Source organism: Arthrobacter sp. B1805 (genome assembly GCF_002929745.1).
Classification (GTDB): Bacteria; Actinomycetota; Actinomycetes; order Actinomycetales; family Micrococcaceae; genus Arthrobacter_D.
Genome location: NZ_PJIQ01000007.1, coordinates 172842 through 195956 on the forward strand (window position 1 = coordinate 172842; position 23115 = coordinate 195956).

At 67.7% G+C, this 23115-nt stretch carries 24 protein-coding genes; 13 read left to right on the top strand and 11 right to left on the bottom strand.

Going from position 1 to position 23115, the window contains the following annotated elements; all coding sequences use genetic code 11:
* Positions 1 to 507 carry an A24 family peptidase gene (locus CXQ96_RS09985; protein ID WP_104117884.1) on the bottom strand — a complete coding sequence of 169 codons (507 nt, stop codon included), beginning with the start codon at positions 505 to 507 and terminating at the stop codon, positions 1 to 3.
* Between the two features lie 59 nt (positions 508 to 566).
* On the opposite strand from CXQ96_RS09985, the gene CXQ96_RS09990 reads away from it, so the two are divergent.
* On the top strand, positions 567 to 1322 hold the full coding sequence (locus tag CXQ96_RS09990; RefSeq protein ID WP_104117885.1) for a hypothetical protein: 756 nt from the start codon (positions 567 to 569) through the stop codon (positions 1320 to 1322).
* A 65-nt stretch (positions 1323 to 1387) separates the two neighbouring features.
* Here CXQ96_RS09990 and CXQ96_RS09995 read toward each other — a convergent pair whose 3' ends face one another.
* On the bottom strand, positions 1388 to 2728 hold the full coding sequence (locus CXQ96_RS09995; RefSeq protein WP_104117945.1) for a PhoH family protein: 1341 nt from the start codon (positions 2726 to 2728) through the stop codon (positions 1388 to 1390).
* Positions 2729 to 2863: 135 nt separating this feature from the next.
* Here CXQ96_RS09995 and CXQ96_RS18860 point away from each other — a divergent pair, with 135 nt between their 5' ends.
* Positions 2864 to 2998 (top strand): hypothetical protein, encoded by a 135-nt coding sequence (locus CXQ96_RS18860; RefSeq protein ID WP_258059016.1) that lies wholly within the window; start codon positions 2864 to 2866, stop codon positions 2996 to 2998.
* Positions 2999 to 3002: 4 nt separating this feature from the next.
* On the opposite strand, the gene CXQ96_RS10000 is transcribed toward CXQ96_RS18860, so the two are convergent.
* Complete coding sequence (locus tag CXQ96_RS10000) at positions 3003 to 3770, bottom strand: isoprenyl transferase (protein ID WP_137368877.1); 768 nt, start codon at positions 3768 to 3770, stop codon at positions 3003 to 3005.
* Between the two features lie 291 nt (positions 3771 to 4061).
* On the opposite strand from CXQ96_RS10000, the gene CXQ96_RS10005 reads away from it, so the two are divergent.
* A complete protein-coding gene (locus tag CXQ96_RS10005; RefSeq protein ID WP_104117946.1) occupies positions 4062 to 4715 on the top strand; it encodes a hemolysin III family protein in 654 nt (217 codons plus the stop codon).
* A 115-nt stretch (positions 4716 to 4830) separates the two neighbouring features.
* Here the strand turns inward: CXQ96_RS10005 and CXQ96_RS10010 are convergent, their stop codons facing one another.
* Both CXQ96_RS10010 and mca read right to left on the bottom strand, forming a co-directional pair.
* Positions 4831 to 5178, bottom strand: a complete 348-nt coding sequence (locus tag CXQ96_RS10010; RefSeq protein WP_308662738.1) for a hypothetical protein — start codon at positions 5176 to 5178, stop codon at positions 4831 to 4833.
* A gap of 82 nt (positions 5179 to 5260) precedes the next feature.
* The gene (mca, locus tag CXQ96_RS10015; protein WP_258059017.1) at positions 5261 to 6184 is read right to left on the bottom strand and encodes a mycothiol conjugate amidase Mca; all 924 of its coding nucleotides are present in this window, start codon (positions 6182 to 6184) and stop codon (positions 5261 to 5263) included.
* Between the two features lie 83 nt (positions 6185 to 6267).
* Between mca and CXQ96_RS10020 the strand changes: the two genes are divergently transcribed.
* A complete protein-coding gene (locus CXQ96_RS10020; RefSeq protein WP_258059018.1) occupies positions 6268 to 6702 on the top strand; it encodes a DUF4307 domain-containing protein in 435 nt (144 codons plus the stop codon).
* A 206-nt stretch (positions 6703 to 6908) separates the two neighbouring features.
* The gene (gene greA, locus CXQ96_RS10025; protein ID WP_223263149.1) at positions 6909 to 7400 is read left to right on the top strand and encodes a transcription elongation factor GreA; all 492 of its coding nucleotides are present in this window, start codon (positions 6909 to 6911) and stop codon (positions 7398 to 7400) included.
* A gap of 21 nt (positions 7401 to 7421) precedes the next feature.
* Here greA and CXQ96_RS10030 read toward each other — a convergent pair whose 3' ends face one another.
* Genes CXQ96_RS10030 through CXQ96_RS10045 form a run of 4 tightly spaced genes read right to left on the bottom strand, consistent with a single transcriptional unit; the run spans position 7422 to position 11667 of the window.
* Complete coding sequence (locus CXQ96_RS10030) at positions 7422 to 8021, bottom strand: rhomboid family intramembrane serine protease (protein ID WP_104117889.1); 600 nt, start codon at positions 8019 to 8021, stop codon at positions 7422 to 7424.
* 10 nt (positions 8022 to 8031) lie between these two features.
* Complete coding sequence (gene ilvA, locus CXQ96_RS10035; protein WP_258059019.1) at positions 8032 to 9387, bottom strand: threonine ammonia-lyase; 1356 nt, start codon at positions 9385 to 9387, stop codon at positions 8032 to 8034.
* The gene (locus CXQ96_RS10040) at positions 9384 to 10715 is read right to left on the bottom strand and encodes an AI-2E family transporter (RefSeq protein WP_104117890.1); all 1332 of its coding nucleotides are present in this window, start codon (positions 10713 to 10715) and stop codon (positions 9384 to 9386) included. Before CXQ96_RS10040 ends, ilvA begins: the two co-directional genes overlap by 4 nt.
* A gap of 34 nt (positions 10716 to 10749) precedes the next feature.
* Entirely contained in the window at positions 10750 to 11667 is a 918-nt protein-coding gene (locus tag CXQ96_RS10045; RefSeq protein ID WP_104117891.1) for an aldose 1-epimerase family protein, read from the bottom strand.
* 133 nt (positions 11668 to 11800) lie between these two features.
* Between CXQ96_RS10045 and CXQ96_RS10050 the strand changes: the two genes are divergently transcribed.
* From CXQ96_RS10050 to galK, 3 genes are read left to right on the top strand one after another with little or no spacing between them, the layout of a single operon-like run.
* Positions 11801 to 12601 carry a DeoR/GlpR family DNA-binding transcription regulator gene (locus tag CXQ96_RS10050; protein WP_104117892.1) on the top strand — a complete coding sequence of 267 codons (801 nt, stop codon included), beginning with the start codon at positions 11801 to 11803 and terminating at the stop codon, positions 12599 to 12601.
* Complete coding sequence (gene galT / locus CXQ96_RS10055) at positions 12598 to 13728, top strand: galactose-1-phosphate uridylyltransferase (protein WP_104117893.1); 1131 nt, start codon at positions 12598 to 12600, stop codon at positions 13726 to 13728. Before CXQ96_RS10050 ends, galT begins: the two co-directional genes overlap by 4 nt.
* Positions 13725 to 14882: a galactokinase gene (gene galK / locus CXQ96_RS10060; protein ID WP_104117894.1), complete on the top strand. Its 1158-nt coding sequence runs from the start codon at positions 13725 to 13727 to the stop codon at positions 14880 to 14882. Before galT ends, galK begins: the two co-directional genes overlap by 4 nt.
* 128 nt (positions 14883 to 15010) lie before the next feature.
* On the opposite strand, the gene CXQ96_RS10065 is transcribed toward galK, so the two are convergent.
* The gene (locus CXQ96_RS10065) at positions 15011 to 15880 is read right to left on the bottom strand and encodes a Bax inhibitor-1/YccA family protein (RefSeq protein ID WP_104117895.1); all 870 of its coding nucleotides are present in this window, start codon (positions 15878 to 15880) and stop codon (positions 15011 to 15013) included.
* Between the two features lie 295 nt (positions 15881 to 16175).
* Here CXQ96_RS10065 and CXQ96_RS10070 point away from each other — a divergent pair, with 295 nt between their 5' ends.
* The 5 genes from CXQ96_RS10070 to CXQ96_RS10090 all read left to right on the top strand — a co-directional run bounded on the left by CXQ96_RS10070 (position 16176) and on the right by CXQ96_RS10090 (position 21296).
* Entirely contained in the window at positions 16176 to 17516 is a 1341-nt protein-coding gene (locus tag CXQ96_RS10070) for a branched-chain amino acid ABC transporter permease (protein ID WP_104117950.1), read from the top strand.
* A gap of 9 nt (positions 17517 to 17525) precedes the next feature.
* On the top strand, positions 17526 to 18506 hold the full coding sequence (locus CXQ96_RS10075) for a branched-chain amino acid ABC transporter permease (protein WP_104117896.1): 981 nt from the start codon (positions 17526 to 17528) through the stop codon (positions 18504 to 18506).
* A 182-nt stretch (positions 18507 to 18688) separates the two neighbouring features.
* Positions 18689 to 19684, top strand: coding sequence for an ABC transporter ATP-binding protein (locus tag CXQ96_RS10080; RefSeq protein ID WP_104117951.1), 996 nt, complete (start codon positions 18689 to 18691; stop codon positions 19682 to 19684).
* Positions 19684 to 20424 carry an ABC transporter ATP-binding protein gene (locus tag CXQ96_RS10085; RefSeq protein ID WP_104117897.1) on the top strand — a complete coding sequence of 247 codons (741 nt, stop codon included), beginning with the start codon at positions 19684 to 19686 and terminating at the stop codon, positions 20422 to 20424. Before CXQ96_RS10080 ends, CXQ96_RS10085 begins: the two co-directional genes overlap by 1 nt.
* Before the next feature lie 161 nt (positions 20425 to 20585).
* Positions 20586 to 21296: a hypothetical protein gene (locus CXQ96_RS10090; RefSeq protein ID WP_258059020.1), complete on the top strand. Its 711-nt coding sequence runs from the start codon at positions 20586 to 20588 to the stop codon at positions 21294 to 21296.
* 243 nt (positions 21297 to 21539) lie between these two features.
* On the opposite strand, the gene CXQ96_RS10095 is transcribed toward CXQ96_RS10090, so the two are convergent.
* On the bottom strand, positions 21540 to 22937 hold the full coding sequence (locus CXQ96_RS10095) for an ABC transporter substrate-binding protein (protein WP_104117898.1): 1398 nt from the start codon (positions 22935 to 22937) through the stop codon (positions 21540 to 21542).
* Positions 22938 to 23115: the final 178 nt, after the last annotated feature.

The following is a 23115-nucleotide window of genomic DNA, read 5'->3' on the forward strand; positions in this document are numbered from 1 at the left end:
TCAGCGTAGTACAGCGAGGGTGAGGCCTGCCCCCGCGACGAGGAATGGGCCGAATGCCACCGACGAGCCGAGGGTCGCCCGCCGGGTGAGAACGAGCGCGACGCTCCATGTCCCGCCCAGCAGGATCGCGAGGAAGGGCCCCCACCACAGGGCGGGCCAGCCGGCAAACCCCAGGTAGAGGCCGAGGAGTCCGGCGAGCTTCACGTCCCCGAAACCCAGTCCGTGTCGGTACAGCAGGTGCAGCGCCGCGAACCCGGTCCACAGGAGCGCTGCTCCCACCAGCATCCCGAGCACCCGGTGCCATTCGCCGGCAGCGCCTGCCGAACCAGCCAGCAGGAGGATGGCTGCGGGATAGGACGGCAGGACGATCCGGTCGGGTAGGCGGTGGGTGCGCCAGTCGATGACACTCAGACGGGCACCGACGGCGAGGAAACCAGCCAGTGCGACGGCGAGGAGGACGAAGGCGAAGGGCTCATCCTCCAGGTACGCTGCGAGCACGGCGGTCATGTCTTCCACGCTACGCGACGGCCCTGATCGGTCGGCGTGGAGCCGGTTACACTGTGGAAATGTCGGCCCAGCGCAGCTCCAGTTCCGAGGAATCGTTCCGCTCGCTCTGCCGCTCCTCGCCTTGGCGCTGGGAGACGCTCCGCTTCACCATCACCTGGCGGGCGCCGTCGGCGGAGGGCATCGACACGCCCGCACCGCTGAAGGCATGGGTGAGACGACCTGCTGCTTTGCGCGTCGAGGCGGCGGATGGCACCCTGCTGCATTCCACGACGGGCACCGAGACGTCACGCGACGCGTTGTACGTCAGCGCCACCCGGAAGTCCTGGCTCCTCGCGCCACGCCTCGTCACGCCCGTGTACGACGACGCCGGTCTCGTGCGGCGCCGTCCCGAAGCCGCCTACGGAGAGGTGGTGTTCGGCGACCCGCGCTGGTCCTCCATGCTCGACCCCGTCGAACTCGCCGGCAGTTCACCCGTCGCGATGGCCTATCCCGGAGCGAACCGGGTGGAGGTGCTCGACCTGGCGGAGGAGACCTTCGCAGGCCGGCCCGTGCTCGCCGCCACCGTGACCCGCAATGCCTCCTACGAGCCGTCCGCGCCGGGCAGGCCGCTCGTCGGCGAGGGACACACGAGGGTGCTGATCGATGTCGGCACGGCCGTCTGCGTCTCGACGACCGCACTGGACGGTCCGTCGCAGGGCGCCGGACACGATCTCCACCTCCTCGGAGTGGACGAGTACCTGACCGACGACTACTTCCGTGCGGCTCCACCCGAACTCAGCGACGTGAGCAGACACGTTCCCTGGGTGGTCGGCTGATTGCAGTCCGGCGCCTTCCACGCGCAGTCGGCTGGGGGTCCCGGACGGGCCCCCCAGCCCGGGACCTAGATCTCCGCGCCCTCCAGCAGTTCTGTCACGAGGGCCGCGATGGGCGAGCGCTCGGACCGCGTGAGTGTGACATGGCCGAACAGCGGGTGGCCCTTGAGGGTTTCCACGACTGCCGCGATCCCGTCGTGGCGTCCCACGCGGAGGTTGTCGCGCTGGGCGACGTCGTGGGTCAAGACGATCCGGGAGTTCTGGCCGATGCGGCTCATGACCGTGAGCAGGACGTTCTTCTCGAGGGATTGCGCCTCGTCGACGATCACGAAGGAGTCGTGCAGGCTCCGCCCGCGGATATGGGTCAGGGGCAGCACTTCCAGCATGCCGCGGTCCATGACTTCCTCCACGACCTCCTGCGACACGAGCGCCCCGAGGGTGTCGAAGACAGCCTGGGCCCACGGATTCATCTTCTCGTTCTCGCTGCCGGGCAGGTAGCCGAGTTCCTGGCCCCCGACCGCATACAGGGGACGGAAGACGACGACCTTGCGGTGCTCCCGCCGCTCGAGGACGGCTTCGAGTCCCGCACACAGGGCCAGTGCCGATTTCCCGGTACCCGCTCGCCCCCCGAGGGAGACGATCCCCACTTCCGGATCCATCAGGAGATCGATGGCCAGGCGCTGCTCTGCCGACCGCCCGTGCAGTCCGAAGACGTCCCGGTCTCCGCGGACGAGCCGGACCTGCTTGTCGGCCCCGACCCTTCCGAGCGCGGACCCACGGGGCGACAGCATGATCACGCCGGTGTTGACGGGCTGCTCGGCTCCGGCCGGGATGAAGACCGCTTCATGGTCGTACAGGGCGTTGACCTCCTCCACCGTCGCGTCGAGCTCAGCCACTCCCGTCCATCCAGAGTCCTTGACGAACTCGTTGCGGTACTCATCGGCCCGCAGACCCATCGCGGACGCCTTCACGCGCATCGGCAGGTCCTTGGAGACGACGACGACGTCGCGCCCCTCCACTGCCAGGTTCTTCGCCACCGCGAGGATGCGCGAGTCGTTGTCCCCGCTCCTGAAGCCGACGGGCAGTACCTCCGGCGAGACGTGGTTCAGTTCGACCCGCAGGGTTCCCCCCTCTTCCCCGAGGGGGACGTCCTTGTCGAGGCCGCCGTTCTCGACCCTGAGGTCGTCCAGCAGCCTCAGGGCCTTCCGGGCGAAGTAGCCGAGTTCCGGGTCGTGGCGCTTGCCCTCGAGTTCGGAGATCACGACCACGGGCAGGATCACTTCGTGTTCGGCGAACCGCAGGATCGCGCGGGGGTCGGACAACAGCACCGACGTATCGACGACGTAGCTCCGGCGGGACGCCGATGCGCCGCCGTCGGTGGCAGAGCGGACCGGCTCAGGGGTTCCGATGCTGCCGGCGTCCTGCTGGGAGGTGTTGGTTGTAGCCACGTGAACTCCGCTCCGGGGTGGGCACACCCCGAATTCGTAGGGTTGGGGTGGGCGTTCCGGCCTGGAGGCCGGCGCGGCCTCCCCGACTCGTACGAGATGCCTGTCAGCACCGTCGGCGTCATCAGCGGCCTTCCATCGGCGGATCTGGACTCCCGTCGATGGCTCGACCCTACGCCGTCCGCCCCCGTGGCGCAGGTCTCTTTTCTCGTGTCGACCGTTAAGGGCTGGTGAACTCTCAGGATCCGAAGCGGCGCTGTCTGCGCCCGAAGTCGCGCAGCGCGCGCAGGAAGTCGACGCGGCGGAAATCCGGCCACAACGCTTCGCAGAAGTAGAACTCGCTGTAGGCGCTCTGCCACATGAGGAAACCGGACAGCCGCTGCTCTCCCGACGTGCGGATCACGAGATCCGGGTCCTGCTGGCCGCGGGTGTAGAGGAAGGAGGAGATGTGCTGGTCGGTCAGTTCCTCGGCGAGGGTCTCGAGCGACATCCCCTTTCCTGCTGCGTCACGCATCAGTTCCTTCACGGCGTCGACGATCTCCCGCCGTCCGCCGTACCCCACCGCCACGTTGACGTGGAGTCCGTCGATCTTCTCCGTGGACCGTGCGAGGTCGACGAGCTTCCGGCTCAGGTCCTCCGGAAGGAGGTCGAGTGCCCCGACCGGCTGAACCCGCACCCGGTTGCTCTCGCCCAGCCGGTCCAGGGTGTTGGCGATGATGTCGAGAAGCTGGTCGATCTCCTCCTGCGGCCGTCCCATGTTGTCCGTGGACAACATGTACAGCGTGACGACGTCGACGCCGAGTTCCTCGCACCAGCCGAGGAACTCGTGGATCTTGTCCGCGCCGGCCTGATGCCCATGGCTTGTCGGAGCACCCGCCAGCTTGGCCCACCGGCGGTTGCCGTCCACCATGACGCCGATGTGGTGCGGGATGCGCTCAGGGGCCAGATTGCGCTGCAACCTGCGCTCGTAGAAGCTGTAGCCGACTTCGGGGAACGTCCATGTCACGCCCGGTTGCCCTCCCCTGGTCCATGCTCCGGTCCGGCCGGAGGATCCACTCGCGGGACGCCTGCGCCCCGACTGACTCCTCTTACCGTACCGGCAGTTGCCCCACAAAGGGCCGCATGAGGCACTGCTGCCCATCACCCACCACACCGTTACCCACGGGGAGCACCCACTCCGGTCGACTAGAATCCGAGCATGACCTCGCGCCATCCGACCCCATCCCCGGGCCCTTCGGAGCCGGGCGGAAACAGCGGCTCAAACCTGGGGGACGCCGTGGAATCGATTGCCGGCCCCCTGGCCGATGCCATGGCGATCAAGCCCCTCTGGCGCGGCTGGATCCACGCCGTCGCCACACCGCTGGCGGTCGTGGCGGGGATCGTCCTGGTGGCGCTCGCGACGACGACGGAACTCAAGGTCGCGTCCGCGGTCTACGCCCTCACCGGCGTGCTGCTGTTCGGCGTGAGCGCGGTCTACCACCGGGGCAACTGGAGTCCACGCATCAAGGTCATCCTGAAGCGGCTCGACCACACGAACATCATGCTCGTCATCGCGGGCTCCTACACGCCCCTGGCATGGGCCCTGCTCGACAGGGGGAAAGCCGAGACCCTGTTGTGGATCATCTGGGGTGGCGCGATCGCGGGAGTGCTGTTCAGGAACCTCTGGGTGAATGCCCCCCGGTGGCTCTACGTGCCGATCTATGTGGGCCTGGGCCTCGGCTCCGTGTTCTACATGCCCGATTTCTTCGCGGCGAACGTACTCGCGGCTAGCCTGATCTGCGTGGGCGGCGTCCTGTACATCGCCGGAGCCGTGTTCTACGGCATCAAGCGACCGAACTTCTCGCTCCGCGTCTTCGGGTTCCACGAACTGTTCCACGCGCTCACCGTGGCAGCCTTCGCTGCGCACTTCATCGCGATCATGCTGGCGGTCCTTCACCCCGTCCAGGCCTGACAATCCAACCGGAGGGTCCGCAGGAACCGGACCGTGGGCCGTGCCGTGGCCGTTCGACAGCGAATTCCTCGCGAAACTCGCTGGGACGAACCCAGCGGTTCAGCGGTTCAGCGGTTCAGCGGTTGTCCGGGCCGTGCTTCCCGCCCGGCGTAGGACGGTCTGCACCCTCCGTACCATCCGGCCGAGCGCCGCCGGCGGCCCCCGTACCGTCCGCAACCGGTGGCACCTCACCCGTGGTCGAGGGTCCGCGCTGCTCCCGCGCCTGCTGCACCTCGGCAGCGTACCGGACCCGCCGGACACGCTTGGTCATGTCCCGGATCAGGAAGATCACCAGGACGACGACGAAGAGGGTCGCCAGGAACCCCAGCGTGCCCGGCGTCACCGACGCCGGATCGAGACCCGGCTTCAACGTCGGGTCGCCCGACGGCGTCGTCATCGCAGCCAGGCTGAGGGAAGGAAACACGCACGCACCACTTTCGAGATTGCCTGCGGATCGGGGTGTCCGCAGGATGCAATTCTACGCGGGATAGAAATGACCGGCGGACCTAGGACCCGGCGGTGACACCCGCGAAGAAATCGTCCTCGGGCAGGGACGTGGCGACCCGTGAGGTGATGAGCGAGTAGTCCTCCCACGGCCACACCTTCTGCTGCAGTTCGACCGAGACGGCGAAGAAGAAGCCTTCCGGGTCCACCTGGGTCCGGTGTGCGAGGAGTGCCCGCTCCCGGTGGCCGAAGAAGTCGCCGCAGTCGATCTGGGTCGTCGTCTCGTGGGCCGGGGCAGGGGGCTGATGGCCCTCCGCGTCCGCCTCGAGCCACTGCGCGATCCGCTCCGCGTAGGGCGACTGCAGCCCGGCCTCCTCCAGTGCGAAGTGCAGGGCGCGGAAGCGTTCCGGGTTGAACGCGCGGTCGTAGTAGAGCTTGGAAACGCTCCAGGCCTCACCGGTACCGGGGTACCTCGCCGGGTCCGCCGCAGCTTCGAAGGCCTCGACGGCGATCCGGTGGGCCATGATGTGGTCCGGGTGCGGGTAGCCGCCGTTCTCGTCGTAGCTGACGATCACGTGGGGGCGGAATTCACGGACGAGTTTCACGAGGGGCGCGGCCGCCCGTTCGAGGGGCTGCAGCGCGAAACAGCCGAAGGGCAGGTCGGGAAGGGGGTCCCCCTCCGGCAGGCCCGAATCCGTGAAGCCGAGCCAGCGCTGCTGAACGCCGAGCTCGGCGACGGCTCGCGCCATCTCGATCCTCCGCAGGCCCGGCAGGTCGCGCTTGCCGTGCGGATCGCCGTCCATCGCAGCATTGAGGATGTCGCCCCGCTCGCCACCGGTGCAGGTGGCGACCATGACGTCGGCGCCCGCTGCGACGTAGCTGGCCATCGTGGCCGCGCCCTTGCTCGACTCGTCGTCCGGGTGGGCATGGACCGCGAGGAGGCGGAAGCCCTCACGGGACACGCGGGGATGATCCTGGCTTGGCAACACGTGCTCCTGGCTTCGCGGGTATGGGAAGCGGCCGAGTTGGCCGCGGCGGCGGACGGTGGAGCGGACAGTAAAATGAAGGGGTGAGCTCCGCCTATACGCCAACACCAAGAGTAGCCAATCGCTACGGCACCCCAAAGCCGAAGGAGCCCTTGGGGCGGCTGCGGCTGCTGGTCATCGCGGTGATCCTCGCGTCGGTGGCTGCGGTGGCCGCCGTCGCCCTCACGACGGGCAACCCGGAGGTGTCCTTCAAGGACGTCGGCTTTTCCCTTGCCGGTGACGGCAGGGCGAGTGTCGACTTCGAGGTGACGAAGGAGCGCTCTGCCACCGCGCAGTGCGCCGTGCAGGTGCTGAGCGAGAACTACGCCGTCGTCGGCTGGAAGGTCGTCACGATCGGCCCGAACGGTGCCGAGGAGGGCGCCAACGGCGGCGACACCACCGCCCACCGAGCGGACGTCCGCACGGATTCGCCGGCCGTGACGGGCGGTGTCAACGCCTGCTGGCTCGTCGAGGACTGACGTGCACGGGCCGGCGTTCTTGGGTTCTGGCCCTCCCCCGCCTAGAATGAAGGGATACGTATCGCCCCGCTTCACCGGCGTACCGGCCTTCCGGTCCCACGAGGCGGGGTGTTTGCTTGCCGGTGGTGATGGCTCCGCCATCGTCCGGTCGAGCGACCAAGTGCTTCCACCGGTTCCGATGGAGGCCGTACCGAAGGAGTTATCCCGTGTCCACTAACAGCGCCCCTGTCGCCTGGCTCACACAGGAGTCCTACAACCGGCTCAAGAGCGAGTTGGAGCACCTGTCGGGTCCCGGCCGTACCGAGATCGTCGCGCGGATCGAGCAGGCCCGTTCCGAGGGAGACCTCAAGGAGAACGGCGGCTACCACGCGGCCAAGGAGGAGCAGGGCAAGGCAGAGGCCCGCATCCGCCAGCTGACCCACCTCCTGAACAACGCCCACGTGGGCGAGGCACCGGCGGACAACGGCGTCGTCGAACCCGGCATGATGGTGTCCGCCAGGATCGCAGGCGACGTCGAGAACTTCCTGCTCGGCAGCCGCGAGGTCGCCGGTGACACCGACATCGACGTCTACAGCGAGAAGTCGCCGCTGGGCGCCGCGATCCAGGGCAAGAAGGCAGGGGACACCGTCACCTACGCCGCGCCCAACGGAAAGCAGATCACCGTGGAGATCATCTCGGCTACGCCGTACGTCGGCTGACGGACGGGCGGCGTCGAGCGCCTACGAGCCGAGTCCGAAGCGGTCCGTTCCACTGGGAGCGGGCCGCTTCCGTTTGAGCAGGAACGCCGCGAGCACGCCGCCGAGCGCCCCGAAGAGGTGCGCCTGCCAGGAAATGTTCGAACCGACCGTGGGAAGGATCCCCCACAGGATGGACCCGTAGACGGAGAACAGGAGGACCGCCAGGAGGATCTGCTTCCAGTCCCGGTTGTAGAAGCCTCGCGCGACCAGGTAGGTGAAGAGGCCGAACACGACCCCCGAGGCGCCGATGGTCAGTCCTCCACCGAAGAGCCAGGTGCCGATGCCCGAGGCGACCCAGCTGGTCCCTACCGCCAGGGCGAACCGCCGCGCACCCTCGAGGAACGCGAGGAACCCGAGGACGAGCAGCGGCAGCGTGTTGCTGGCCAGATGGGCGACTCCGCCATGGAGGAGCGGTGCGAAGACCACTCCGTCGAGTCCGTCCACGCGGCGAGGCGCGATCCCCAGGGTCATCACGAGGAGGTTCCCGAGCAGCGCGTTCAGCACGAACACCGCCCACATCACGGCGACGAGTCCGACGACCGTGACCAGGCCTGCCTGCGCGCGGCGAGCGAGCTCCCCCATGTCCCTCCCCTCAGCCCTGGATGACCACCGGCTGGAAGCCCTCGGCGCGCAGGTTGCTGAGGACCTGCTCGCAGTGCTCGTCGCCCTTGGTCTCCATGTTGATGGTGATGGCGACATCGCCCATGCTGATCGATCCGCCGACGCGCGTGTGGTCCACGCCAGTGACGTTGGCATCTGACTCCGCGATGATGCGTGAGATGGTCGCCAGGGACCCGGGGCGGTCGTCGAGCAGCATGCGCACCACGAGGTAGCGGCCGGCGGCGGCGAGGCCTCGCTGGATGACCTTGAGCATGAGCATGGGGTCGATGTTGCCGCCCGAGAGAACGACGACCGTATTGCCCGGCGTGGCGCCGTTCTCCGTCAGCTTGCCGTCCAGCAGGGCCGCGACCCCGACGGCTCCAGCAGGTTCCACCACCATCTTGGCCCGTTCGAGCAGGAAGATGAGCGCCCTGGCGAGGGAGTCCTCGCTGACGGTGACGACGTCGTCCACGAGTTCCCGGATGATCGAGAACGGCAGCTGGCCAGGGCGTCCGACCGCGATGCCGTCGGCGATGGTCGAGACCTTGGTGAGCGGCACGAGGGCGTCGGCGGCGAGGGACGGCGGGTAGGCGGCCGCGTTCTCGGCCTGGACGCCGATGATCCGGATCTCGCGGCCGAGTTCCTTCGCTTTCGCCTTGATCGCCACCGCGACCCCGGCCAGCAGTCCACCTCCGCCGACGCCCATGAGGATCGTGTCGACGTCGGGCACCTGCTCGAGGATCTCGAGGCCTATGGTCCCTTGGCCTGCCACGACGTCCACGTTGTCGAACGGATGGACGAAGACCGCGCCGGTCTCGTCGGCATATCTCTTCGCTTCGGTCAGCGCCTCATCCACGTTGTGGCCGTGCAGGACGACCTCCGCGCCATGTCCGCGCGTCGCGGCGAGCTTCGGCAACGCCACACCGAGCGGCATGTAGATGCGGGCGGAGATGCCCAGCCGCGCGGCCGCCACCGCCACACCCTGCGCATGGTTACCTGCGGAGGCGGCCACGACGCCGCGTGCGCGCTCGGCTTCGCTGAGCTTCGCCATCCTGTTGTACGCGCCGCGGACCTTGAAGGATCCGGCGCGCTGCAGGTTCTCGCATTTGAAGGAGACGGTGGAGCCGGTCAGGCGGCCGAGGGCGCGGGACTGCTCGATGGGCGTGCGCGCGATGACGCCGTCGAGCGTGCGGTGGGCAGCCTCGACGTCGGCCAGTGTCACGGGCAGCGCGGCGGCGGGGGCGACGCCGAGGACGGACGTCGCGGGTGCGGCCGCCGCCGGTGAGGTCGCCGACAGTGTGGTGGTCGCGGCTGGAGTGAGGGGTGCTGCAACAGTCTGCTCGGTCATTGGGAGGTCTCTTCCTGGAGGGCTGGCGCCGATGGAGCGGCGTGAGGTTCCGGGGTGCTGGCCAGCGATGCCGAGGCGTCCCGCCCCGCCGTCGCCGGCCCGCTAATGCCTTGTCCCTCCCCGAGCGGACGGTGGTCCTGCGCCACCTCCGGATCATATTCCCAGGCCCGCTGCGCGATGTAGCGCACGGACGTGTTGAGCACCGCCAGGAGCGGGACGGAGAAGAGCGCGCCGGGGATACCTGCCAGCAGGGTGCCGCCGGCAACCGCGAGAACGACGGCGAGCGGGTGCAGTGCGACGGCTGGGCCCATGATGAGGGGTTGGAGGACGTGACCCTCGAGCTGCTGGACCAGGAGCACGATCGCGAGCATGACGAGCGCGTTGACCCACCCGTTGGCCACGAGGGCCAGCAGGACGGCGACAGAGCCCGTGGCCAGCGCGCCGACGATCGGGATGAACGACCCGAGGAAGACCAGCACCCCGAGCGGCAGGGCCAACGGCACACCGATGATCGCGGCGCCTACGCCGATGCCGATCGCGTCGACGGCGGCGACGAGCATCTGGACCCGGACGTAACTGGCCATGGAAGCCCAGCCCCTGCGGCCGGCGCCGTCCACGGCTGCCCGCGCGCGCAGGGGTGCGAGCCCGACGACGAAGCGCCAGATCCGTCCGCCGTCGAGCAGGAAGAAGATGAGGGTGAACACCGTGAGCAGCGTGCCCGCGGCGACGTGCCCCGCCGTCGTGCCGAAGGAGAGAGCGCCGCTGAGGATCGAGGCGCTGTTGTTCTGCGCGGCGTCGCCGATGTCCTGGAGGTACTGGTCGATCTGCGACGTGGTGAGTTGCAGTGGCCCCTGGGCCAGCCAGTCCAGCATCTGCTGGATACCAGCGCGGGCCTCACCCCAGAGACTGGTGAAGCCGAGCGCCAGCTGCCGTCCTACGAGCGAGAGGGCCGTCGCGATGATGCCGAAGAAGCCGACGAGCGTGACGGCGACAGCGAGGCCGTTGGGCAGCCGCCGTCGTCGGAGCAGGTTCTTCAGCGGCATCAGCAGCGCCGCGAGCAACCCGGCGACCATGAGCGGTATGACCAGCAGGGACACCTTGCCGAGCAGGTAGACCAGCACGCCGCTGACCACGATGACGAGCCCGAGCCGCCAGGACCAGGAGGCGGCGACGCGCAGCGCGAAGGGAACGTCGGTGCGGTCGTCCGCGCGCAGGGCCGGCCGTGCACCCGCGGGTTGCTCCGGCAGTGGATTCGGCAGTGCAGCGGCCCCGCGACTCACTGCGCGCTGAAGGGCGCGCTGGGGTTTCGCTCCGGGGAGACGCTGCATGGGCCAATCCTTCCATAGAAGGCCCTGGCGCCGGTTATCCGAGACCTGGCAGTATGCCCCAACTCGCTGAGAACGACGCCCCGGGTGGCAGCCACCGCAGGCCCTCGCCCGAGTTGAACGCGTTGGCCGGCGCCGTCATCGGCTCGATCGCCACGGCCCTGCTGACTCCGGGGTAGATGGTGCTGATGTAGACGTGGGCGTAGGCGAAGGCCGGGTCCGCCCACAGGGTGACGCGCCGGCCGTCCGGAGCCGACAGGACGTGCTCGTGACGCCCGGACACCGGCTCGAGGTCCGTGAAGGCCGCGTCGAACTGGATGTCTCCGACGCGGCGGCCCGATCGCAGGTCGAACTGGCCGGAGACCGGCGCGGTACCGGTGGGGATCGACTGGTCGTCGGACTCGAAAACCGTCGCAGCTCGCACGGTCAGGGTGAGGTCCTCGGTCGGCACGTCCGAGATCTTGAGGTAGGGGTGCGCACCGAGGGCGAAGGGAGCATCCTCGGACGACAGGTTGGTGAGCACCTGGGTGACCGTCAGCTGCTGCTCCGTGAGCTCGTAGGCGGCGCGGTGCAGAAGGTGGAAGGGGTAGCCGTGCTGGGGGAAGACCTCGGCTTCCAGGACCACATGGGAAGGCCCTGCCTCGACCTTCCGGTACCCCGTGTTGCGCAGGAGCCCGTGGCTGGCGTTCCCCTTCGACGGCTCCGTGATGTCGAGGCGCTGCTCCTTCCCGTGCAGCGTCCATCGGCCGTCGGCCACGCGGTTGGGCCAGGGCGCCAGCAGGATGCCGCCACCGCCTGCAGGGATGTCGCCGTCACCCCAGGTCTCGGTGAGGGCGACGCCGTCGTGCTCATAGGACCTGAGGGCCGCGGCGAGGCTCGCGACGATGACGGTCGACGCACCCGCCGTGAGCGTGTAGTTCGTTCCGCTGGCCAATCGTGAGGAAGCCTGAGTCATGCAGCGATGCTACCGCCGGGCGTCCCCCGCCCGCCCCCTTACTCCTGCTGGCACCGCGGCTTATGATAGGTTTTGTTCGTTTTAGTTCGTACCCGTTCGCTTCGCGTACCCCACGACGCTCCGAAGGAGGACCATGCTTGCAGCGGAGCGCCAGGCGGCGATCCTCGACAGGCTCACGCATCAGCCTGCCGTGCGGGTGAGCGGGCTGGCCCTGGCCCTCGGCGTCTCGGAAATGACGGTACGCCGGGACATCGATACCCTCGAGGCTCGCGGTGCGCTGGTGCGTGTCCACGGCGGAGCCGTTCGAATCGGCAGCCTCAGCTCGGTCGAAGCGGGTTTCGACGCCAACCGGACGCGCGGGGGCCTGGCGAAGCAGCAGATCGCCGCGACAGCCGTCTCGCTCCTGACGCCCGGCATGACGGTGTCCATCACGGGAGGCACCACGACCTACACCCTCGCTCCCCTCCTGGCGCGGGTCCAGGGACTCACCATCATTACCAATTCCCTTCCGCTGGCGGACGAACTCCACCGCCTGAGGTCCGCAGGCCCGGGCGACCGCGCGCCCGAGGTCCTGCTCTCGGGCGGTCAACTCACGCCGTCGAAGGCGCTCGTCGGGCCGATCGCCACCAGCACCATCTCCTCCCTCCGCGCGGACCTCTGCTTCATGGGTGCCCATGGCGTTGATGCGGCCGCCGGCATCACGACCCCGAACCTCGCCGAGGCGGACACGAACAAGGCGTTCGCGAGGGCGTGCGGCGAGCTCGTCATCCTCGCCGACGCCACGAGGATCGGCGTTGTCAGCCTCGCCCGGGTCGCAGCGCTCGACTCCGCTACAGCCCTGGTCACCGATCAGCCACCCGACGACGACTACGGCACCCTCACCCGCATCCTCTGCGAACCCGTCCCCGACCCCCCTCTGGAAGAGCGTCCATGACCCATGTCACCCCCACCCGCCTGTCCGACGGGCGCGAGCTGATCTACTTCGACGCGCGCGAGGACAGCGTGGCACGCCACCGCGACGCGTCCCTCGTCCGCGACGCGCGAGGGCTTCCTGCACGCGGGCCCGCCGGTACCGCACGCTTCGACGCGCTGTCCGGAGAGTGGATAGCCGTCGCGGCGCACCGCCAATCGCGGACGCATCTGCCGCCCGCCGACCAGTGCCCACTCTGCCCGACGACGCCTGCCAACCTGTCGGAGATTCCGGCGTCCGACTACGAGGTCGTGGTGTTCGAAAACCGGTTCTCCTCGTTCGGCCCGGATCTCGGCGAGCTCCCGGGCGCGCCGGAATGGGGTACGACGGCGACGGCCTACGGTCGGTGCGAGGTCGTCGCGTTCGATTCCGCGCACGAGGGCTCCTTCGGCTCGCTCAGCGCCGAGCGCGCCAGGACGGTCATCGATGCCTGGGCCCAGCGCACCGAGGCGCTGTCCGCGATGCCCGGGATCAAGCAGGTCTTCTGCTTCGAGAACCGCGGCGCGGACATCGGCGTCACGCTCCTGCACCCCCACGGGCAGATCTACGCGTACCCGTTCATCCCGCCGCGCGCCGCGACGCTGGCAGCGCGTGCCGCGGCGTACTTCGATGCGACCGATGGGAAGCAGACCCTCATGGGGCACGCCCTCGCGAGCGAGCGGAGCGCGGGCGACCGCATGGTCATCGAGGGCGAGCACTTCAGCGCCTTCGTGCCGTTCGCCGCCCGATGGCCGCTCGAGGTACACCTTGTCCCCCACCGCCAGGTGGCCGACCTCTCGGGGCTGGCGGGCGAAGAGCGCGACGAGCTGACGACGGTCTACCTCGACCTCCTCGGCAGGCTCGACGCCCTCTATCCGACACCTACGCCGTACATCGCAGCATGGCAGCAGGCGCCGATCGACGACGCCCTCCGCCCGGCGAGCTACCTGCACCTCCAGCTGACCTCGCCCCGGCGGGCTGCGGACAAGCTGAAGTTCCTCGCGGGCTCGGAAGCCGCGATGGGCGCCTTCATCAACGACACCACGCCGGAGAAGGTCGCGGAAGCACTCCGTAGCGCCGTTCCCGGGACACCCCGGAAGGACCAGGCATGAACTCCACCCCACTCGACCTCGCGGCGGCCTTCACCGACCGCTTCGGCACCGAGCCGGACGGCCTGTGGTCCGCTCCGGGTCGCGTCAACCTCATCGGTGAGCACACCGACTACAACGACGGCTTCGTGCTCCCGTTCGCCATCAAGCACTCGACGACGGTCGCGGCGGCCGTCCGGAAGGACCGCACGGTACGGGTCGCGTCGACGTTCGCGCCTGACGAGGACCCGGTGACAGCCGATCTCGACACCCTGGCGGAAGGTGCTGTGCACGGCTGGGCGGCGTATCCGCTGGGAGTCCTGTGGGCCATGGAGCAGTCGGGCTACCGCTGCCCCGGGATGGACCTCCTGGTCGACTCCTCCGTCCCGGTCGGAGCCGGGCTCTCCTCGTCGGCGGCGCTCGAGTGCTCGGTCGCCGTCGCTGCGAACGAGCTCTCCCAGGGGGGCGCGTCGCGCCGCGAACTCGCTGCGATCGGGCAATTGGCCGAGAACAGGATGGTGGGTGCGCCCACCGGGATCATGGACCAGTCGGCCTCGCTGCTGGGTGAGGCCGGGCACGCCGTCTTCCTCGACTGCCGCTCCGGCGACTCACGGCTCGTCCCCCTCGACCTCGAGGGCGCAGGACTGGAGCTCATGGTCATCGACACCCGCGTCAGCCATTCCCACTCCACCGGCGGGTACGCGGCGCGCAGGCGCTCGTGCGAGCTCGGAGCGGAGCTCATGGGCGTTCCCGCGCTCCGTGACCTCTCGGTCAAGGATCTCGCTGAGGCAGCCGGCGTCCTCGACGAGGAGACCTTCCGGCGGGTGCGTCATGTCGTGACGGAGAACGCGCGGGTCGAGGACGCCGTCGAGGTGCTCGCGAGCAAGGGACCAGCCCAGCTCGGATCGCTGCTCATCGCGAGCCACGCCTCGATGCGCGACGATTTCGAGATCTCCTGTCCCGAACTGGACGCCGCCGTGGATGCCTCGCTCGAGGCAGGCGCGATCGGCGCCCGCATGACCGGGGGCGGTTTCGGCGGTGCTGCCATCGCCCTGGCTCGTGTGGATGACGTACCCGCCATCCGGTCGGCCGTCGAGCAGGCATTCTCCTCGGCCGGCTTCCGGTCGCCGGTCATCTTCAGCGTTCTGCCCGGTGCGGGCGCCGGACGCATAGCCTGACGCTCCAGCACCTGCCGCACAAGGAGAAGGGCCCGCAACCGTGAGGTTTGCGGGCCCTTCTGCTTGTTCGACTGTTCGTGGACGGACGGATCCCGTGCACCTACCGCACGGGATCCGACGTCGTCGTGCTAGTCGTCGCCGCGAAGAATCGCGAGGAGGCGAAGGATCTCGACGTAGAGCCATACCAGCGTCACGGTCAGACCGAACGCCGCCGTCCAGGAGTACTTCTGCGGAGCGCCGTGGCGGACGCCCTCGCTGATCGACGTGAAGTCGATGATCAGGGAGAAGGCCGCCAGTCCGATGGCGAAGATCCCGATGACGACGCCGAAGGGGATACCCGTTCCCAGGAAGTCCGCGCCTCGCAGGCCCCAGGGGTCATCGTTGAGACCGAAGACCATGAGTCCCAGGTTCACCAGCGAGAAGGCCATGTAGCTGATGATCGCGATCATGAAGAACTTCATGGCGCGTGGCGTAGCGCGCACCTTGCCGCTCTTGAAGAGTGCGAGGGTGACGCCGAAGACGACCAGGGTACCGAGCACGGCCTGCATCGCGATGCCGGGGAACATGCTCTCCAGGAACATCGTGATACCGCCGACGAACAGTCCCTCGAGGGCTGCATAGGCCAGGATCAGCGCGGGCGAGGGCTCGCGCTTGAAGGAGTTGACGAGGCCCAGCACGAAACCGCCGAGCGCCCCGATCACCATCAGGGGAAGTGCGAGGCCAGGAACCACGAATGCCGGGATGGCCGCACCGACGAGCACGACACCCAGGCAGAGCAGGGTCTTGACGATGACGTCGTCAAAGGTCATCCGGCCTGTCTGGGCAGGGCCGGCGGACGGCTGGTTGTACATGTGCTCCAGCTGATGCTGGTTAGCCATCGCCTGGCCCGCGTAGGTCGCCGTGCCCATTCCCGCAGTACCGAACCCCGCCGTCTGGTTGCCCCGGGTAGCGGAGCGGAAGGTCTTCCCGTTGAATACCGGATTACCGCCAAGTGCCATTTCTGTTAGTCCTCCAATAGGGGGCTGAGTGTTCTTGCAACCCTACCAATCCCAACGGTTCTGCTGGGGGTTTGTTCCCCGCAGGCGTCTGCCGCTTGGCCCGTAGGCCCGGGAATTACAACACCAAGGCGCCTTGGTAAAACTTTCGTTACCGAATTGCTACCTCGGTGCGAAGCTTTTGCGAAATGACGAAACATGCCGCTAGTAACATGAACCCCACGCCCGTGACACTCGTCACAACTGTTGATCCTGGCGGCTTGCCGTCGGGCCTGCCCCCACCGTGGAGGTTCCCATCTTGAACACCCTATCGACGCCTGCTCGGATCAGGAGATCCCTGCTGCTGGTGCTCGGTCTCCTGGCCACAGTGCTGCTCGGCGCCACTTCGGCGCAGGCGTCCTCCCAGCCGCCCGTCCAGGCGTTGCACCCGGTCCACATCCCCGCGACCATCCAGGCGCAGAACGTCGACTATCGGATCGGAGGCGTCCTCCGTGGCGTCGACGGTCCGATCGCCGACGTGACCGTCACCGCGACCGGCAATGGATTCGAAGGCGAAGCGACGTCCGGCGCCAATGGCGCCTGGAGCATCACCGTGCCGGAGCAGGGCGCTTACGAAGTCGCCCTGGACGAGGACACCCTCCCCGACGGCATCGCTCTTGCCGAAGGGCAGGAGAACCCGCGCGAAGTCACCTTCGCCAACACCTCCAGCGCCACCACGCTCTTCCTCTTCGGTGAGGGCATCGTGTCGCAGCAGACGTCCTTCCTGGAGACACTCACCGAGCGCGCCCTGGCCGGCTTCAGTTTCGGCCTGCTCCTGGCGCTCAGCGCCGTCGGCCTCTCGCTGATCTTCGGGACCACCGGGCTCACGAACTTCGCCCACGGCGAGATGGTCACCCTCGGGGCGGTCCTGGCCTTCGCTTTCGCTGCCGCGGGGCTCCCGATCGCGGTCGCGATCGTCCTGGCCGTCATCGGCGGAGGGCTGCTGGGCTACGTGCAGGACGCCGGGCTCTGGAAGCCGCTGCGCAGGCGCGGCACAGGGCTCGTCCCGATGATGATCGTCAGCATCGGTTTCGCCCTCGCGCTGCGCTATGTCATCCAGTTCTTCTTCGGCGGCGCCACCCGGCAGTTGCCCGGTTCGCAGAGCGAGATCATCAACCTCGGTTCGGTCTCCATCTCCCGTAACGACCTCACGTCGCTGATCATCAGCCTCGTCGTCATCCTCGTCGTCGCGTTCCTGCTGCTCCGGACGCGCATCGGCAAGGCCACCCGTGCAGTCGCGGACAATCCGGCCCTCGCGGCCGCCTCGGGGATCGACGTCGACCGCGTCATCCGCATCGTCTGGGTCATCGGAGGCATGCTGGCCGCACTCGGCGGCATTCTCTGGGCGTACTACCGTCCCGGCGTCTCCTACAACATGGGCCAGCAGATCCTGCTGCTCATCTTCGCCGGCGTGACACTGGGCGGTCTGGGCACCGTCTTCGGCGCCCTCGTCGGCTCCATCATCGTCGGCCTCTTCGTGGAGATCTCCACGATCTGGCTCGAGGCAGACCTCAAATACGTGGGAGCGCTGCTGATCATGATTCTCGTGCTCCTGTTCCGGCCGCAGGGTATCCTCGGCCGCCGAGAGCGCATAGGTTAGGGGCTCTTCATGGACTTCGGAAACATCCTTGTCAACGCCTTCGGCGAGCTGATCAGCCCGACGACGGCGGCTTACGCACTCGCAGCCCTCGGCCTCGCGGTGCACTTCGGCTACTCGGGCCTCCTCAACTTCGGCCAGGCCGGCTTCATGGCTGTCGGAGCGTACGGGTACGCCATCTCAACGCTCAGCTTCAATGCTCCACTGCCCGTGGCCGTCCTGGTCGCGCTCCTGGCCTCGGTGGTGTTCGCGATCGTGCTCGGCATACCGACCCTTCGCCTGCGCGCCGACTACCTCGCCATCGTGACGATCGCGGCAGCCGAGATCATCCGCTACATCGTGACCACCAACGGACTCACGGACGTCACCGGGTCCGCCAACGGCCTGGCTGCGTTCGAGGGCGGGTTCTACGACCTCAACCCGTTCCCCCCGGGCACCTACAACGTCGGCCCCCTGGGCATGAACGAGCGCGACTTCTGGATCCGCATCGTCGGCTGGAGCGTCGTGATCATCGCGTGCCTCGTCGTCTGGCTGCTCATGCGCAGTCCCTGGGGGCGGGTCCTCAAGGGCATCCGGGAGGACGAGAACGCCGTGCGCTCACTCGGCAAGAACGTGTACGCCTACAAGATGCAGGCACTCGTGATCGGCGGTGTCCTCGGTTCCCTCGCCGGCATCATCTTCACGCTGCCGCGAGGCGCGGTCCAGCCTGCCAACTACGCCACGGAACTCACGTTCTTCCTCTACACATGCCTCCTTCTCGGCGGCATGGCCACTGTCCTCGGACCGGTCATCGGAGCGATGATCTTCTGGGTAGTGCTCTCGTTGACGCAGGGACTCCTGTACGGCGCGATCGAGGTCGGCGCCATCACGTTCCTGTCGAACTCGCAGGCGGGCCAGCTGCGCTACATCCTCGTGGGTGTGGCACTGATGCTGCTCATGGTCTTCAGGCCGCAGGGCGTCCTGGGTAACAAGAAGGAGTTGGCGTTCGCATGACGACGAACCACAGCGACAGCACCACCGGAGACAGCGGCGCCAGGGGTGCCGCCGGAGCCCACGCGGCGGACGTCCCGGAGGACGGCGGCCAGGGTGGAACCGGCGGAGCACACGCCGCAGGCTCTCCCACCGTGGCACCAAGCAGCGGAAGCTCGACGGGTGCAGCGTCCGGGCAGGACCACATGACCGACTCCGCCCCGATCACCACCGACGCCGCCGGGCCGGGGTGCCGCAAGCGTGACCCCATCGTGATCGCCCGGAACGTGACGCGGAGCTTCGGTGGCATCAACGCCGTCGACGTCGAACACCTCGAGATCCCCCGGCACAAGATCACGGCCCTGATCGGGCCCAACGGAGCCGGAAAGACCACACTGTTCAATCTGCTGACCGGGTTCGACATCCCGAACAGCGGCGACTGGGAGTTCGACGGCAAGCCCCTCGCGAAGGTCGCTTCGCACAAGGTCGCGCGCATGGGCATGGTCCGCACCTTCCAGCTGACCAAGGTCATGGGCAAGCTCACGGTGATGGAGAACATGCGTCTGGGCGCTACGGACCAGCCGGGCGAGAGCCTCGCCCGCGCCCTGTTCAAAGGCATCTGGGGCGGTCGCGAGCGCGAGATCACGCAGCAGGCCGAGGTGCTGCTGCAGAAGTTCAAGCTCGACACCAAGCGTGACGACTATGCTGCATCACTCTCGGGCGGCCAGCGCAAGCTCCTCGAGATGGCGCGAGCGCTCATGGTCCGCCCGAGGCTCGTGATGCTGGATGAGCCGATGGCAGGCGTCAACCCCGCGCTGACGCAGTCCCTGCTCGACCACATCAAGAACCTCAAGGCGGAAGGCATGACCGTGCTGTTCGTCGAGCACGATATGCACATGGTCCGCCATATCGCCGATTGGGTGGTCGTCATGGCCGAGGGCAAGGTCGTCGCGGAGGGACCGCCCGACATCGTCATGAAGGATCAGGCAGTGATCGACGCCTACCTGGGCGCCCACCACGACGTGGACCTCGGGGACTCCACCGGCATCGAGCGCCTCGAGGAGGAGCTCGCCAACGACGAGGAGTCGGTCGTCGGCACCGAGGACGAGGGCATCCTCGGACACGGGGTCACCGAGGTCGCGGGTGGCGCCCCGTCCGCCGGCCCCGCCCACCCTGCCCACCCCGATGAGGAGAAGAGATAATGGCTGAATTCGAGGGAGACTCTGTCGTCAAGGTCACCGATCTCGTCGCGGGCTACCTTCCCGGCGTCAACATCCTGAACGGCTGCAGCATCGAGGCACGCCGAGGTGAGCTCATCGGCATCATCGGCCCGAACGGTGCCGGGAAGTCGACGCTCCTGAAGGCGATGTTCGGCCTCGTGAAGGTCCATTCGGGTACCGTCGTGGTGCGTGGACAGGACCTCACAGGGCTCAAGGCGAACCGGCTCGTGAGCCGCGGCGTAGGGTTCGTCCCGCAGAACAACAACGTGTTCGGGACGCTGACCATCGAGGAGAACCTCCAGATGGGCATGTACCAGCGTCCCAAGGACTTCAAGGAGCGGTTCGACTTCGTCACCAGCCTCTTCCCCGAACTGGGCAAGAGGAGGGCACAGCGAGCGGGCTCGCTCTCGGGAGGTGAACGGCAGATGGTCGCGATGGGCCGAGCGCTCATGATGGATCCGGCCGTCCTGCTGCTCGACGAACCCTCCGCCGGGCTCTCGCCCGTGAAGCAGGACGAGACGTTCCTGCGCGTCCACGAGATCAACCGCGCCGGTGTCTCCGTCATCATGGTGGAGCAGAACGCACGCCGGTGCCTGCAGATCTGTGATCGGGCCTACGTGCTGGACCAGGGGAAGGATGCGTACACGGGCACAGGCCGCGAACTGATGAAGGATCCGAAGGTCATCCAGCTGTACCTCGGAACCCTCGCGGATACCGCCTGATTCCTGCCTCAGCGCGGCAGGTGGAACCAGGATGACGTAGGCGCATGAAAGCGCAAGGGGTGGGCGGGACCGGTGACGGTTCCGCCCACTGTCGTTGGACGCCCAGTAGGTTTGGAACGAGGACGGGAAAGCGACACCGACGAAGGAAGGACGCCCGGCACATGTCAGGACTGCCCAGCAGCGCGATCGGCAAGGGCTTCGAGATCGTATTCCGCGGCATCAAGCACGTGCGACGGCATCGCCCCATCCATCCGAGGGGCCTCCGGCTCGACGGCGCGGTCGTTGTCGAGGTCCACGCAGAGCGAAGTGGTATCTCCTGGATCGACCAGCCGAGCGCCGCAGCGGTGACGGCCCGCGTCTCGCGATCCGCAGGTACTCCTGACGGGCTGCCCGACATCGTGGGCCTCGCGCTACGGATCCACCACCCGGACGCCGGACCGGCACCATCGACGTTCTCGGACATCCTGCTGTCCTCGACGGGGTGGTCCGTCCCGGGGCGCTTCGTCCTCATGCCGCGGCTCGGGATATCCAGCGCGCCGCTCACCACGATGATGCCCTACCGGGGCGAGGAGGGCCCCGTACTGATAGGGGCTAGGACGCTCGCGCCTGCCGGTCTGCCGTCCTCCCTACGGGGCTTCCGGCGATCCCTCGGTGCTTCTGCGTGGCAGCTCGGCCTGTTCTTCGCAACGCCGTCAGGGCGGTGGCACCGCTTCGGCACTGTCACGCTGCGCCTCAACGAAGGAGCGGAGGAGAAGACCCTGCGCTTCGACGCCGTCCTTCACCCCCTGGCAGGAGCGCAGACGTACGAGTGGGCCCGGAAGGTACGCGAGCCTTCCTATGCCCTCTCCAGGCGCGAGCCCGGGGACTCCTAACCGTTTCGTCCCGCGACACTCGGGCACCTACCGCTCGACGGTGCTGGGTCACGGAACGGTGCTATGTCACGGGACAATGCTGGGTCACGGGACAGTGCTGGGTCACGGAACGGTGCTGTGTCACGGAACGTCTCGCGGCAACTGGTCCCGGACAGCAGGAGGCCCCGGCTGCACCTTCCGAGGAAGGGCGGCCGGGGCCTCCTGCTTGCGTCCGTCAGGGGCGGAACCCCGTCAGGTCAGACCCTAGAGCTGTCCGACCTCGGAACGGCTCGGCTGGGGCTTGTTGTCGGCGTCGTACTTGTAGATGCCGATGGCCGCCTCGGTGGGATCACCGTTCTCGTCGAAGGACACGGGACCGGAGATACCGTCGTAGTCGATGTCCTCGCCGTTGCGCAGCAGCGTGACGCAGCCTGCGAAGTCGAAGCACTTGGTGCCCTCCTTGGAGACCGCTTCGAGCTGCTCGGCGATTGCTGCTCCCTCGACGCTTCCCGCAGCCTCTGCGGCGAGCGAGATCAGGTTCACAGCGTCATAGCTTTCACCGGCGTACGCGAAGCTGTTGAGGTTGGGATCAACAGTGGCCAGGGCTTCCTGGAAGCCGGTGCCGGTGAAGGGGCCGGGGATGGTGCCCTGGGCTCCTTCGAGGGTTCCGGGATCGAGGTCCGCGCTGTAGTCGGAGGTGTTGCCGTCGACCATGAAGAGCGTGCTGGCATCGATGCCCTTCGCGACGAGCAGCGGGACGATGCTCTTGGCCTCGTCGAAGCTGATGAGCACGATCGCATCGGGCTTCGCCGCCGCGATGGCGTCCACCTGGCTCGAGAACTGCGAGTCGCCGGTGTTGAACATCTCGTTGGCGACGACCTGGCCTCCGGCAGCCTCGACGGTCTCCTGGATGTTGCTCTGCAGGCCGGTGCCGTAGGAGTCGTTCAGGGTGATCATGCCGACCGTCTGGGCGCCACACGTCATGATGTAGTTGCCGAGGGTGCGTCCCTGGAGCACATCCGAGGGAGCGGTGCGGAAGTACAGGCCCTTGTCGTCCCACGTGGTGAATTCGGGCGACGTGTTGGCGGGCGAGAACTGCACCACGCCTGCACCGGTGATCTGGTTGATGACGGTCTTCGAGACACCCGAGGACGCGGCTCCGATGATGGCGCTGACGTTCTGGGACAGCAGATCCGTCACGGACTGTGTCGCGATGTCGGTGGTCGTGTCGCCCGAGTCGCGGTGGGTGATGGAGATGTCCTGACCCAGCACACCGCCGGCCTCGTTGACTTCCTTGACAGCGAGGTTGACGCCGGCGATCTCGGGCGGGCCGAGGAACGCAAGGGTTCCGGTGGTGGGCAGGATGGAACCGAGCTTCAGGGGTTCGGGGCTGGTGGTCTCACTGGCGGGAACGGCTGCGGGGTCACCCTTCTCGCCCTGTTCCTCGCCTGCGCCACCCTCGCTCTCGGGGCATGCCAGCGCCGACGTCGCAGCAGCAGCACTGGTCTCGGTGTCGCCACCCTCACCCTCGGAACCCGTGGTTCCGCCGCCGCCGCAGCCGGAGGCAAAGAGCGCGATGCCCAGGCCCAGGGCAGCGACCTTTGCCGCGCGCGGGGCCATCTCCCCGATGCCAGACCGCGCGGGATTGCGTGTTGCAGTCATGAATTAGTCTCCTCGACCGAAAGGCTCTTGCTGCCTTTGTTGCGTTCGCCAAGTGTTCCTGGCTTGTAGGAAAAGCTAATGCAATTTTGTGTCGTAGATAAGGGAATCCGGTTACATCCTTGTAACGCTCATCACACCGCGGCGAACGCACTCTTGACAGCGCGCACTACTCAGCGCA